The organism is Corallococcus llansteffanensis (assembly GCF_003612055.1).
Lineage (GTDB): Bacteria > Myxococcota > Myxococcia > Myxococcales > Myxococcaceae > Corallococcus > Corallococcus llansteffanensis.
This window is the reverse complement of sequence record NZ_RAWB01000267.1, coordinates 1-13,377: the sequence shown is the minus strand read 5'-3', so window position 1 is coordinate 13,377 and position 13,377 is coordinate 1. Positions and strand designations below refer to the sequence as shown.

The 13,377-nt window shown below is 72.4% G+C and carries 11 protein-coding genes; 6 read left to right on the top strand and 5 right to left on the bottom strand.

Annotated features, from left to right (window positions below; all coding sequences use genetic code 11):
• Nucleotides 1-83: 83 nt before the first annotated feature.
• A complete protein-coding gene (locus D7V93_RS23710; protein WP_120645576.1) occupies nucleotides 84-1,241 on the top strand; it encodes an AAA family ATPase in 1,158 nt (385 codons plus the stop codon).
• A gap of 4 nt (nucleotides 1,242-1,245) precedes the next feature.
• On the opposite strand, the gene D7V93_RS23705 is transcribed toward D7V93_RS23710, so the two are convergent.
• Entirely contained in the window at nucleotides 1,246-1,743 is a 498-nt protein-coding gene (locus tag D7V93_RS23705) for a serine/threonine protein kinase (RefSeq protein ID WP_120645575.1), read from the bottom strand.
• 12 nt (nucleotides 1,744-1,755) lie between these two features.
• The gene (locus tag D7V93_RS23700) at nucleotides 1,756-2,664 is read right to left on the bottom strand and encodes a DUF2381 family protein (protein WP_120645574.1); all 909 of its coding nucleotides are present in this window, start codon (nucleotides 2,662-2,664) and stop codon (nucleotides 1,756-1,758) included.
• A 342-nt stretch (nucleotides 2,665-3,006) separates the two neighbouring features.
• Between D7V93_RS23700 and D7V93_RS23695 the strand changes: the two genes are divergently transcribed.
• From D7V93_RS23695 to D7V93_RS23685, 3 genes are read left to right on the top strand one after another with little or no spacing between them, the layout of a single operon-like run.
• Nucleotides 3,007-3,456 carry a bpX5 domain-containing protein gene (locus D7V93_RS23695; protein ID WP_120645573.1) on the top strand — a complete coding sequence of 150 codons (450 nt, stop codon included), beginning with the start codon at nucleotides 3,007-3,009 and terminating at the stop codon, nucleotides 3,454-3,456.
• Complete coding sequence (locus D7V93_RS23690) at nucleotides 3,453-5,264, top strand: hypothetical protein (RefSeq protein WP_120645572.1); 1,812 nt, start codon at nucleotides 3,453-3,455, stop codon at nucleotides 5,262-5,264. Before D7V93_RS23695 ends, D7V93_RS23690 begins: the two co-directional genes overlap by 4 nt.
• Nucleotides 5,261-8,515 carry a bpX6 domain-containing protein gene (locus D7V93_RS23685; protein ID WP_147451291.1) on the top strand — a complete coding sequence of 1,085 codons (3,255 nt, stop codon included), beginning with the start codon at nucleotides 5,261-5,263 and terminating at the stop codon, nucleotides 8,513-8,515. Before D7V93_RS23690 ends, D7V93_RS23685 begins: the two co-directional genes overlap by 4 nt.
• 3 nt (nucleotides 8,516-8,518) lie before the next feature.
• Here the strand turns inward: D7V93_RS23685 and D7V93_RS23680 are convergent, their stop codons facing one another.
• Entirely contained in the window at nucleotides 8,519-9,214 is a 696-nt protein-coding gene (locus D7V93_RS23680) for a response regulator (RefSeq protein WP_244237468.1), read from the bottom strand.
• Nucleotides 9,215-9,372: 158 nt separating this feature from the next.
• Here D7V93_RS23680 and D7V93_RS46800 point away from each other — a divergent pair, with 158 nt between their 5' ends.
• Nucleotides 9,373-9,654: a hypothetical protein gene (locus tag D7V93_RS46800; RefSeq protein WP_120645570.1), complete on the top strand. Its 282-nt coding sequence runs from the start codon at nucleotides 9,373-9,375 to the stop codon at nucleotides 9,652-9,654.
• Nucleotides 9,655-9,788: 134 nt separating this feature from the next.
• Nucleotides 9,789-11,699, top strand: a complete 1,911-nt coding sequence (locus tag D7V93_RS23670) for a sensor histidine kinase (RefSeq protein WP_244237467.1) — start codon at nucleotides 9,789-9,791, stop codon at nucleotides 11,697-11,699.
• 9 nt (nucleotides 11,700-11,708) lie between these two features.
• Here D7V93_RS23670 and D7V93_RS23665 read toward each other — a convergent pair whose 3' ends face one another.
• Entirely contained in the window at nucleotides 11,709-12,089 is a 381-nt protein-coding gene (locus D7V93_RS23665) for a response regulator (protein ID WP_120645569.1), read from the bottom strand.
• Between the two features lie 241 nt (nucleotides 12,090-12,330).
• The gene (locus D7V93_RS23660) at nucleotides 12,331-13,047 is read right to left on the bottom strand and encodes a LysM peptidoglycan-binding domain-containing protein (RefSeq protein ID WP_120645577.1); all 717 of its coding nucleotides are present in this window, start codon (nucleotides 13,045-13,047) and stop codon (nucleotides 12,331-12,333) included.
• Nucleotides 13,048-13,377: the final 330 nt, after the last annotated feature.

Here is a 13,377-nt window from a genome sequence, read left to right as displayed (position 1 = left end):
GCCCCCAGCACCCCCGCCAGCGCCAGCCACGTCCCCTTCGTTCCCATCGCGCCAGTGTATGCGCACCGGCTAGGCTCGCGCCCATGTCCGTTACGTTCGAAGTCGCGGCGGCCACCGTCCGCGACGCCCTCACCGACGCGGGTCGGGGGCTGGTGGAGCGCGAGGCGATGGTGGAGCTGGTGGCGCTGTCGGCGGTGGCGGGCGAGCACCTGCTCGTCATCGGCCCGCCGGGCACGGCGAAGAGCGAGGCGGTGCGGCGCACGGCGCGCGGCCTGGGCGGCTCGTACTTCGAGTACCTGCTGGGACGCTTCACGGAGCCGTCGGAAATCTTCGGGCCGGTGGACCTGCGCAAGCTGCGCGACGGCGTGGTGGAGACGGAGACGGCGGGCATGCTGCCGGAGGCGGAGGTGGCGTTCCTGGACGAGGTGTTCCTGGGCTCCACCGCCATCCTCAACACGCTGCTGGGCCTGCTCAACGAGCGCACCTTCCGGCGTGGGCACACGCGCATGCAGTGCCCGCTGCGGGTGTGCGTGGGCGCGTCCAACGCGCTGCCGGAGGACGACTCGCTGGCCGCCTTCTCCGACCGCTTCCTGGCGCGCATCTTCGTGGAGCCGGTGCCGGATCCGCGGCTGGAGGAGCTGCTCGCGGGCGGCGCGTCGCTGTGGGCGGACACGGTGCCGCGCGTGGCGTCGCTCGCGTCGCTGGACGTGGTGGCGGCGGCGGCGCGCGAAGCGGACCTGGCGCCGGTGCGGCCGCACCTGGCGCAGGCGCTGCGGACGCTGCGGGCGGCGGGCATCGGCCTGACGGACCGCCGGGCGGTGAAGGTGCAGCGACTGGTGGCGGCGGCTGCGGCGCTGGCGGGGCGCACGACGCCGGGCGTGGCGGACTTGTGGCCGCTCGTCTACGCGGTGCCCACGAAGGAGGCGCAGGCGCTCGCGCGGGACGTGCTGCGCGACGTGCTCTCCGCGTCGGAGAACGCGGCGCTGCCGGCCGCGGCGCTGGAGGCGAGCGCGGGGCCGCTCGCGCGGGCACAGCGCATCGCCCAGGCGGGACGGGTGCTGCTGGAGACGCGGCCCATGGACGCGGACGGGGACGCGCTGGCTGCGTGGCGGCTCAAGCTGGAGGGCGTGGCGCGTGAGATGGACGCGGGCTTCGCGCCGGAGTCGCTGCCGGAGGCGTTGCGCGCGCTGCGCGGGGAGGTGGCGGTGGCGCTCACCCCCGTGGGTTCTCGGGCGGCGTGAGGCCCTACCGGAACCCGTCGACGATGTAGACGCCCGAGCCCGAGAACTCCAGGGTGGCGGTTCCGGGCTTGGAGCCGGGCAGCTTCCGCAGCTGACCCTTCGCGGTGCGGGCCACCGCGCAGAGGGGGAGCCTCTCCCGGTCGGGTGGCTTGGCCTCGTAGTACCGGATGACGACCTGCTGTCCGCCCGTCCAGATCCGCCCGTACATCAGCGTTCCGGGGTCCAGCGGGCCCAGGCTGTGGTTCAGCTCGCTCTCGATGGGGCCCTCGCGCAGGTAGACGGGGTGGGTGTCCGCCTGATTGACGTCGAGTTCCAGCGTGGAGCCATCGGAGACCTGCAGCCCCAGGAGCCGCATCGCCTTCAAGGCTTCTTCCGGGCAGTCTTCGGGTTCCGGGGTTCCGTCGGAGCGCACGCCGACACGGCCGGGACCCGCGGTCGCGCAACCGATGAGGAGGCCCAGCAGCAGGAGGGAGCAGGAGCGAGTCACGAGGGGAGGAGCCATGGGTGGGAGGATCTACTTGTGCGGGCCCGTCTCTTCCACCATGACCAACGCCTCTCTGAGACCGTCGTGACGAAAGAGTTCAAGGACGAGTTTTTCGGTGCCCTTCTTGAAATCGAAGGTGCTCAGGTCGGCGACGATCGAGATGGTTCCCGAGGCGCCCTGGACGATCTCCTCTTGATCCATCCGCAGCGCGAAGGGCCAGGCCTTTCCACTGGATTCAACCGACAGCCGGGCTTGCCCCAGGCGCCAGGGGGTCTTCGACGTCTGGTTCGTGATTGCGAAGACGACCGCCGTCTTGCTGCGATGGATGTAGCCGCGGATCTCCACCGTCCCGATGTCGCAGGAGAACGTCCAGGAACGTGCGACGCGGAAGGGCGTCATCTTCACGGCGCCCTGGGTCAGGAGCGCCGCGAGTGAGTGGTCCACCGAGGTCTCTTCCTGACGGAAGCGCTCGTTCTCTTCCCGGAGCCGGCGCTCCCGGATGCGGGAGTCGGCCAGGCGCGACCGCACCGCGCCCGGGCTCTCGCTGTCGCGAAAGACATTGATCTGCTGATCCGCCTGTCCATCCTCCCGGGAGATGAGCGTGAACGGGAGCTCCGTCCCATCCTGGAGCGTCACCCGGAGCAGGAACGCGTCCTCGGGCGGGAGGCTCTGTCGCGGCACCAGCAGCACGGACTTCCCACCTGACAGGATGGGCTCGAACCTCCCCTCCCAGCCCAGCAACGCGGTCCGGGCTGGGTCCACGTCCTCCTCGAAGCGCAGCACCGTGGCGATGCGCGAGCCCACGTGGATCCGCGGCACTTCCTGGCTGGGGTCGTCTGAAAGGTAGACGTTCCGCACCTGGGGCTGGCGCTCCTGCGCCGTGGCCACCGTGGCGGTCAGGAGCAGGCCCAGCAAGAGGTTGTCGAGGCGCTTCCTCATGATGGGAGCAACCTAGCAGGTTCTCATGAAGATCAACTACCTTTGGGAGTAGGTCCGGCGCGAGGTGATGCGTTGGATTCGTGGGGTCGTGGGCCCCGTGAAGACGCGCTGAATCCAATGCGCGCGTCACCAACATGGGGGACGGCTTCGTGCTGACGGCGGAGCACCGCGCCCTGCCGACGGTCACGGCCTCCGCGCTGCCGTCCCGCTGACGGGCGCGTGCGCCTCACCGTGCTCCTGGCGGTGCGCGACGCTGTATCCGGTCCGGTCCCGAGCTGACTAGACTGGGCGCGTGAGCACCGCGCGCCGGGCACCGTGTCCGGTGGGAAGAAGCTGGGAGTCATGAGGTCGCAACCGGAGCGCGTCGCGGGGCTGCCCGTGCGCTGGCGTCCCAGGGCCGCGCCCCTGGAGCCCGTCGCCGTGGCGGGCGTGGGCGCGGTGGCGCGTGCGTTGGGACAACGTGCCCTGCTCGCGGACGACGCGACGCTGGCGGCATGGAGCGGGGCCGCGGGCCCGGACGTGCTCGTGCTCCTGGGTGCGGAGGCTTCGCTGCCCTGGGTGGAGGGCGTCGTCTACCTGGGGCGGGATCCGCTGGCGCCCGCGCTCCTGCTGCCGTGTGCACTGGAGCCGGAGGTGGCGGTGTCCCTGCTGGAGCGCGCGTTGCTCGCGGGGCAGGGGGATTCGCCGCTCGCGGTGCTGCCTGCCTCCGGGCAGCTCGTGCCGGTGGGCGCGGCCCAGCCGGTGGTGCGCGCTTCGCTGGACGCGTGGCTCGGGACGGAGGCCGCGACGTGACCGCGCTGCCTCCGGCGCTGCGCCCCTGGGCGACCTGGCTGTCCCTCTTTCCGGACGACCTCGCGCTCCAGTTGGGAGCGCATGCGGCGCGGCTGTCGGCGGCGGTCGGCGGGATGCGGCCTCGCGGCGAGGCGGAGGGTGGAGAGCCGCAGGGCTATGACGGGCTCACACGGCGGGGCCCCTTCGAGCGGCTGCTCGTCAGTGAATGGCTGTGGGCGCTGGAGGCTCCGGAGGAGCTGGTGCGCCGCGCGGCGTTCGGGGAGCTGTCGTTCCTCAAGCCCGCGTTCCGGCAACCGCGCGGGGCCCTGCGCACGGTGGTGCTGCTGGACGCGGGACCGGATCAACTGGGCCTGCCGCGCATCGCGCACCTCGCGTTGCTGGTCGTGCTCGCGCGAAGGGCCGAGGCCGCGGGCGCCGCGTTCACCTGGGGCGCGCTCCAGTCCGACCCCGCGCGTGGCACGCACACGGGCCTGGACGGCAACGCGCTGCTGAAGTGGCTGGAGGCTCGCTCGCTCGAACCCGCGTCTTCGCATCACCTGGCCGCGTGGCGCGAGGCGCTGGCCCTCCAGCAGGCCCCCGGGGACGCGTGGCTGGTGGGCGCGCCACGGCTGGCCCGGCTGGACGGCACGGAGGGAATGTCGCGCGTGGAGGTGACCGAGCCGATGGAGCCCGGCGCGCACCGGCTCGCGGTGGACGTGCGGCCCGCGGCGCGCGTCGTGCGGTCGGTGGTGCTGGAGCTTCCGCCTCCGGACGATTGCCTGCGGCTGCTGCGCAATCCGTTTGGCCAGCGCCTCACGGCGCCGCCGGTGCTGATCCGGAAGGAGAAGCGCCTCATCGGCTTCGCCTTCTCCGGGGATGGCCGCCGCATGCTGTTGCATCACAGCGATGGCAGCGTCGCGGCCATGGCGGTGCCCCACTCACCGCGCGCCACCGTGCCCAAGCCCCGGCGCCTCCAGGTGCCCGAGGGGCAGCGGATCATCGCGGCGGGCTGGCGCTCCTCCGGGGGGCTGCTGGTGCTGGCGCGCACGGGAGACGACTACGTGATGCACGGGCAGGTGCGGACGCCCGACGGGGCGCGCAAGGGCCGCTACCACGCGCAGGTGGAGGCGGAGCGACCGGATCCGCCAGCGGGAGCGTCGCCCCTCCGGCTCATGAGCCTGGTGGATCCACGGGGCCAGGAGCTGATCTGGATGCGGGACCGACGCGAGTGGTTGTTCTCGCTTCCGCCTCCCAGCGCCACGGGCACCGTGCCGCTCCTCCCTCTGGAGCGGCATGTCTCCGCGATGGCGGAGGTGCGGCATAAGCCCGTCTACGTCATGCGGCCTCCTCCGGACAGCTCGGGCCTGGCGTTCGTCGCGCGGCTCGGGGTGTTGGGGGAGCAGGAGCCTCGGGTCGCTCCGCTCAATGCCCGTCACGGCGACGCGTTCTTCGGCTACTCCCCTTCGGGGGCGCATCCCGACGCGGGGTTGCTGGCGGTGCGCCACTCGGCAAACATATGGCGGCTGTTCCTGGACACGGGCGTGAAGGAGGTCTGGGTGCCCGAACCACAGCGCGTGGTGGGGGTGGTGCAGCCTCCCGCGCCTTCCCCGGCGGGGCTGCTCACGCTCGATTCCGACCTGCGGACGTTCAACTTCTTTTCACAACAGTCTCCCCGGATCCTGGCCCTGGCGAGCAACGACGTGGTGCAGGCGGAGGTGAGCCACGGGCAGCCGGTGTTCGGCTGGCTGACGAAGGCGGGTGAGCTGGTGTTGTGGGACGTGATGGAGAGGACGTTCCTCTACCGCGCCCTGCCGGGGGCCGCGCCGTGAGCGGACCGTCTGGAGCGCTGCGTCCCCGGATCCACGTGCACCGGGGGACCGTGGAGGCGGCCGCCTTCTGGTTCCATCCCGGCACGCCAGGCGCGACCGAGGCCCGTGTCCGCGTGCTGGCCGCGTGGAGGCCGGGGGCCACTGTGTGGGCGCTGGCGGGAGGCCACCTGCTGCGGCTGGCGACGCCGTGCAAGGTGGCGGTGGACGCCGCGCCGGGCCTGCCGTTGGTGCTGGAGTCGGGTGTGCTCACCAGCGCGCCGCTGGCCGCGAAGGAGCGCGAGCGATTGGCGCCGCCTCCCGGAGCGGTCGTGCTGGTGCATGAGGGGGTCGCGCGGCTGTACGTGCCCGGTGAGTTGCGGCAGGTGGACCTGGGGGCGTGGCTGGACGTGTCCGGGTGGCAGCGGATGCAGGTGAAGGGATTGGGCGCGCCTCCGCCGCCCCTGCGGCACATGCTGACGCCTCTTGCGCCACCCACGCGCGAGTGGTTCGGACCGGCAGTGCCCGCGCTCGCGCCCGAGGCCCTGCGGATGCTGGCGCGCATGGAGGGAAGGGAAGAGGTCGCTGTCGCACGACCAGAGGGATGGCTCGCGCGCCTGCGCCGCGCCTTCTCCGGACGGTCTGGCGCGACGGTGGGCGTGCGGCGCGAGGGAGTGTTCGCACGGTTGCGACAGGCCTTCAGTGCGAGGCCCGCAGCCGCATCGAGCACCGTCACGGTCGTGCGGCGTCAGGGATTGTTCTCGCGCTTGCGCCAGGCTTTCAGTGCGAGGCCCGAAGCTGACTCAGACGCCGCGATGACAGCGGAGCGTCGGGAGCGGTCCGCACGGGTGCGCAGGGCCTTCGGCTTGAAGCCCGAAGCCGGGATGACGGTGCGGCGTGGGGGCTTGTTCTCGCGCTTGCGACAGGCCTTCAGCGCGAAGTCCGAAACCGCTTCGGGACGCGCGATGACGGTCCGGCGAAGGAGCTTGTTCTCGCGCTTGCGCCAGGCCTTCGGCGCAAGGTCCGAAGCCGCCCCGGGAAGTGCGATGAGCGCGCAGCGTGGCGGCGCGTTCTCACGCTTGCGCCAGGCCTTCGGCACGAACTCCGCGCACCCGGGCACGCGGCGCGGCGCTTCGTCGCCGCTGCTGCGGGCCCTGCTCTCGTGGCTGGGTGTCGCGTCCAGCCCCTCCGGTGCGGCGGAAACAACGCAGGGCACGCAGGCCGCGCCCTCCGAAGCGCCTCCGCCCGGTCCCAGCGCGCTCGAGCGCATGAAGGCGTGGATGCTCCAGCACACTCCGCTGGGCTCGCTCGTCGGCAAGCGCAAGGGCGACTACCTGCGCAACCTCCTCGAGATGTTCGAGGAAGGCAGGCTCGACGAAGCCCTGCGCCACGCGATTCCCCTCGGCACGGACCCGGATCCCCAGGCGCAGCTCGCCCTGGGCGTCCCAGGTCCTCGCGAGCAACTGCGCATCCAGCCACGTGGACGCAGTGGTGGCGCCCAGGTGTTCGGCGGCGGCCCCGCCGTGTTCGAAGTTCTGCGCGAGCGCTACCGCACCACCTTCCGCCGCCTGGAGCGCGAGGGCCGCATCGACGAAGCAGCCTTCGTCCTGGCGGAGCTGCTCAACGCGGCGGAAGAGGCGGTGTCCTTCCTGGAGCGGCACGGCCGCCTGCGATTGGCCGCGGAGCTGGCCGAGGGCCGTCAGCTGCCCGCCGGCCTCGTCGTGCGCCAGTGGTTGCTCGCGAAGGACGTCACGCGCGCGGTGGCCATCGCACGACGCGGAGGCGCGTTCGCGGACGCGGTGCTGCGCCTGGAGAAATCCCATCCGCGCGAAGCCGAAGCGCTGCGCCTCCTGTGGGCTGAATCGCTCGCGGAGGCCGGAAACTGGGCCCGCGCGGTGGAGGCCGTGTGGCCCGTGACGTCCGCGCGCCACCTGGCGCGGGCCTGGGTGGAGCGCGGCGTGCACGCGGGCGGCGTGAGCGGCGCGAAGCTGCTGGTGCACTGGATGCTCGGGTTCCCGGATGGCTTCGGTGCGGCACGCGGGCAGGTGGAGGCGCTCTTGTCGGACACCTCTCCCGAGCGCGCTCCGGAGCGCCTCGCCTTCGCCACGGAGCTCCTGCGGGAGGAGCCCTCCGACGCCCAGTCCGCGCTCCTCGTCCCCACCTTCCGCGCGCTGATGCGCGACCGCGCGACGGAGCACTCCCTTCCCCTGGATGCGCTCCTCAAGCGGATGCGCGCCGTGAAGGAGCCCGCGATGGCCGCGCTCCGCACGGACCTGCCGACGCCCACGGAGCGGCTGCATCAGGCGTGGTCCGCGACGCCGCACGTGCCCACCGTGCGGGTGACGCTGGAGGAGAACGACGCGGGCGCCCACGCGGTGCATGACGCGGTGGTGCTGCCGGGCCGGCGTGTGCTGCTCGCGCTGGGAGAGGCGGGCGCGCGGCTGGTCGACGCGGACGGGCGGACGCTCGCGTGGTTCGACGTGCCGGCGTTCGCGCTGGTGGCCTCCACGCAGGGGGACCGGGCGCTCGCGCTCGCGCGCCGGGGCGACGTGTGGCGGCTGTCCCGGCTGGACCTGGTGGCGCGCCGGGCCTCGCGCTGGTGTGACACGGAGCTGGGCGCGTGGGCCCCCACCTACGACGGGGACCGGTGGTTCGTCGCCGTGCGCGACACCGTGCTGATGGTGGACGCGCTGGCGGACGACCTGCGCTCCCTCTGGCGGGTGCCGGAGGTGGGCGGCGCGGTGCTGGAGCTGGCCGTGGACGAACAGCACCTGTCCTTCCTCGTCCTCCACCTCTCCGCGGAACAGGACTTCCGCCGTCTGGAGCGCTGGGGCCATGCCCTGGAGGGCGGCCCCACCCTGCGCCACCGCGCGGACGTGGAGGGCCTGGCCGGGATGCCGGCCCTCCACGCGCTCACGGCCGACGGCGAGGTGGTGGCGGCGCGCTCCGTGGCCGCCCCGGGGGAGGCCGCCTGGTGGCACGTCCTGGCGCCCTTCGTCCCCCGGCCGAACCGCGTCCTGCGGTTGCCGGAGCACCCGCGCGTGGGGCTGGTCATGGGACGCGGCTGGAGCGTGACGCGCTCCAGCGCGGGCACCGCGCGCACCACCCACCTGCACGACGTCGCCGGACACCTGCGCGCGAGCATCGAGTCCCGCGGCACCCCGCCCCAGGTCGTGCGGCTCACGGAGGGGTGGCTCGTCGTCCACGACCTGCTCGGCCGGGTGGTGTGGCTGGACCTGCACTCTGGCGAGGTCCACCGCGTACCGGTGGCGTGAGCGTCAGGAACCGCGCAGGTGGCTGGGGACGATGACGATGCTCGCGGTCAGCGCGCACGCGGCGTCGTCCACCTCCAGCACCACCCGCACGCCCTCCACCGTCACCAACAGTGAGGGCTGCTCGCTGTGCAGCGCCATCAGCCACGACGAAGCCAGGGGCAGCTCCGAGGCCGCCAGCTCCGCGGCGCGCAGCAGGTGCACGCGCACCGAGTGGCGGACCGCATCCGGCAGCGAGTGCAGCGAATAGAGCGACGCGTCCGACAGGCGCAGCGCGTACGGCACGCGCGGCGCCTCCTCCGTGCGGCGGGGCAGCTCGCGCAGGCGCTCCGTCAGCTCCGTCACCAGCGCCTCCGGTCGCGCCGGCTTGTGCAGGAAGCCCACCACCCCTCCCAACGGCACCTCCGGGGGAAGGCCCCGGGCGGAGGACATCATCATCACCGACAGGTGCCGCAGCCGCGCGTCCGTGCGCAGCCGCCCGTACAGCTCCCACCCGTCCACGCGCGGCAGCAGCAGGTCCATCAGGATGAGGTCCGGGTGCTGCGCCCGCGGCCGCTGACTCAGCCACGTCAGCGCCTCCATGCCGTCCGACACATGCGACACCTGGAAGCCCGCTTCGCGCGCGGCCCGGCCCACGCCGTCCCGCCACGTCATGTCGTCTTCGACAAGCAGCAGGTGGTGGATCCCCATGGCCAGTCCCATTCGACCCGCTTTCTCTCGCTTTCTTGAAGCGGACCCATGGCCCACCCGGGGCCGAGCGTCGCCTGCCCGACACTGTCTTGGGGGGACTGTTCCCCTCAGACGCCCAGCGGCCAACACCAACAATGACCGTCAGAACGGCTTGTTGCAGGTGGGCGGCAATGCACACCCTTGCCGCCGCCATGGCCTACCGCTTCCAGCTCGAACCCCAGGTGGTGCACACGCTCGTCGCATGCCCGGCAGGGGTGCGCGAGCAGCTCCAGGAGGAATTGGGAGCCCTCGCCAGCCTGATGCCCGGGGTTCCGGTGCCGCTGCCGGGGCGGGAGGGGGCGGCGCTGCTCGCCTGCGGCTTCCAGGTCCGCTACCGGGTGGAGCCCGGGGAGGGCCTGCTGCGGTTGACCACCCTGCGGCCACTCGGCATCGTGCCTCCGCCTTCCTGCTAGGGCAGCCACACGGCGCTTGTCCCGTGAGAAGGGGCCGCCTAAGTCGGAGGCCGGGCCTTCGGGCCCGCTGTCGCCGGACACCCCCGGACATCCTCCCGTTCCCGGGTCTTGTCCCCCTCTTGCGAGCCCGCACCGTGTCCCTGCCCCTGGCCGATTTCCTCTTTCAATCCCGGGATGTCCTCCAGGACGCATGGATCCGCGAAGCCCCCGGCTCCGGCGATACCTTCACGCACGTGCTCGCGGCCGTCGCGGCCCGGATGGCGAACCCCCTGGCGCGCGTCTCCGAGGAGCTCGCGCGGGAGGCGGCGCTCCTCGTGCGGGGCCCGGACGGTCGCCCCGTGGTCGCGGGCTTCCGGCGCCTGCGCGACACGGTGCTGCGGCTGTGGCGGCAACAGCCCGGCGTGGGTCCGGAGGACGGGGTCGTGGCGCAGACGCAGCGCTTCCAGGACGCAGTGGACGCGGTGGAGGCGGCGGCGCTCGAGGCCTACGTCCAGGCCCGCCTGCACCTGGCGCGCGACGCGGCGATGCTCGGACAGACGCACCCCGATGAGGCCGGGCAGCGCACCTGGGAGGAGGTCTTCACCCACCTGGGCGTGGGCGTGGGGGTGATGAACGCGGAGGACAGCACGCTCCTGGCGGCGAACCCCGCGCTCGCGCGCATGCACCGCCAGCCCGTCGAAGCGCTGAAGGGCCTGCGACTGGAGGACCTGGTGGCGCCCGAGTCTCGCGGGGCGCTGCCCCGGCACCTCGCGGCCGCCAGCTCCAAGCCGTCACACGAGTACGAATCGCTGCACCTGCGCGGCGACGGCAGCCGCTTCCCCGCCTTCGTGCACGTGACGTCCCTGCGCGACGCGACGGGCCGCCGCGTGGGCCGCGCCGCCACGGTGCTGGACATCACCCAGCGCCGCCAGTCGGAGGTGGAGCGGCAGCGGCTGCTGGCCACCATCGAGGCGGAGCGCGCGCGGCTGTCCGCGGTGTTGGATCAGCTCCCCGTGGGCGTGCTCATCGCGGAGGCCCCCAGCGGCCGGCTGCTGCTGGGCAACCGCGCGCTGGAGTCGCTCCTGGGCCACCCCTTCCGGTCCTCCACCCATGTGACGGACTACGAACCGGCCCATCAAATCTTCAGCGCGGAGGGGCAGCCCCTCACGGACGAGGCCTGGCCCCTGGTGCGTGCGCTGCAGACGGGGGAGACGCGCCAGGCGGAGCCCCTGCTGGTGCGGCGCCCCGATGGCACCACCGCGAATCTGCTGGGCTCCAGCGCGCCGGTGCGCGACCCGGAAGGCCAGATTGTCGCGGGCGTCGTCACCCTGGTGGACGTCACCGAGCGCCGTCGCGCGGAGGAGGCGGCGCGCGAGGCGGCGCAGTTCGGCGAGCGCTTCATCGCCATCGTCAGCCACGACCTGCGCAACCCGCTCAACGCCATCCAGCTGTCCGTGACGAAGCTGCTGCACGGCGACACGCTCCCGGAGCGCGAGCGCAAGGCCGTGTCCCGCATCGCCCGCTCCGGCGAGCGGATGGCGCGGATGATCTCCGAGCTGCTGGACTTCACCCGCAGCCGGCTGGGCGGCGGGCTCCCCATCGAACGGGTTCCCGGCGACGTGCGCGCCGTGGTGCGCCAGGCGGTGGAGGAACTGGAGGCGGCGTGGCCCGAGCGGTCCCTGACGCTCCAGGTGGGTCCGGGCCGCTACGACGGCGCCTGGGACGCGGACCGGCTGCTCCAGGTGGTGAGCAACCTGGGAGGCAACGCGCTCCAGTACAGCCCGCCGGACTCCCCGGTCCGCTTCACGCTGTCGGACCAGGACGACCAGGTGATGCTGGAGGTGCACAACGGCGGCGACCCCATCGCGCCGGACGTGCTGCCGCACCTGTTCAACCCCTTCCGGCACGGCGGCGGCAAGGCGCACGGCGGTCTGGGCCTGGGGCTCTACATCGTCGAACAGGTGGTGAAGGGCCACGGCGGACGCATCGAGGTGCGCTCGCGCGCTTCGGAGGGCACCGCCTTCCGCGTCCTGCTGCCGCGAGAGCTGACCCCCGCGGCGTCCTGAGGGCCTCGCCTAGTAGGCGGCGGCTAACTCGGACTGCGAGCGGAAGGGCTCCAGCGCGCGCATCAGGTCATCCAGGTCCAGCGGCTTCGGGATGGAGGCGCGGATGCCCTGGGGCACGGGCCGCGTGGCGCCCGCGCCCGACACGACGATGACGGGCAGGTTCTTCAAGCGCGGCTCCTTCTGCACGCGCTCCATCAGCTCCCAGCCGCTCATCACCGGCATCATCAGGTCCAGCAACATCACGTCCGGCAGGGGCTGGCGCCGCAGGCGCTCCCACGCGTGGAGGCCATTGCCGGCGACTTCCACGGCGAAGCCTTCCAACGTGAGGAACTCCTCGAGCATCTCCCGGCTGTCGACATGGTCTTCCACGAGGAGGATGAGGCTTCGCATGGCGCTCCCCAGACTCCTCCCGGCCGGCCACACCCGAAAAGCCCCCGCCTCCCGGGAACGTCCAGCCCTGGACGTCTGGGCCCTCCACTGTGGAGCCGGTGGCACTCCGGGTGCCTTGCGGGGCAGGGGGAGCGGGAGGACCCGGAGGGGGAAACGAGGAAGGGGCCTCCCCCTCCCGCGCGGTGGGCGCGGGAGGCGAAAGGCCCCTCCGGGACGGCGGAAGCGGCGGAAACGCCGTCGCTCAGCCCTTGTACTGGTGCACGGACATGATGGGGTAGTTCATCGAGCGGATGCTGATGCGCTGCGACCCGTCGCTGTTGATGTTGTTGGAGCCGATGAACTGGGGCTTGCCGTCCTTCCAGCCCGCGAACATCACCACGTGCTGGCCGCTGCCCACCTTCATGGAGACCACGTCACCGGGCTTCGCGTCCTTCAGGTCCACGCGCTTGAAGTTCGGGTCGCGGTCCAGGTTGCCCTGGAGGGTCATCACGGAGGCGCTGTGCTGGCTGTCCTTGATCTGCCCCGCCTGCTCCAGGCACGCGGAGACGAAGTTGGCGCAGTTCACGTCGTTGGGGACCCAGTCCTCCATGTCCGCGCCCACGCCGGTCTTCTCCAGCTTCAGCGAGCCAGCGTTCTTGTCCAGGTGCGACATCGCGATGTCGTAGGGGCTGCCGCCGGGGCGGCGCGTGCCCGGGCCCGCGCCGCCCGGAGGCGCCGTCACGTTGCCCGAACCGCTGGTGCCACCCGTGCCGCTGGAGCCGCCCGTGCCGCCGCGGCTGCCGGAGGTGCCGGGCTCGAAGCTGTCCTTGGAGCCGGGGATGTTCAGCGACTTGCCGGCGTAGATGAGGTTCTTGTCCTTGATGTCCGGGTTCGCCTTCATCAGGGCGCTGACGCTGGTGTTGTAGCGCTTGGCCAGGCCGGACAGGGTGTCGCCAGACTTGATGGAGTAGCTGCTCATGGGGGGCTCCGAGAGTGGGAGCAGTGACCCGACCTCGGTCACCGGCTGCGATTGTTTCCATTCTCGGCATTCAAGAAGCGGAGGTTGCGTCCTCTCCTGATTTTCACTGCAAGCACGCACATGGGAGGGAAGGTCACACCTGGAGCGGAATCCCCGTCCCCAAAGCGCTGCCTCCCGCGAGGCTTCCACCCTGGCTGGAAGTCCTGGAGGGATGGCGCGGCGCGCAATTACCGGGATTTCCTGGCAGCCCTGGCCGTCGTGCTTCGGACGTGGGGGTGCGTGACGCTTGAACGGGGTGGGGGGCGCCGCGCATGGTGGCGGGGTGACGAC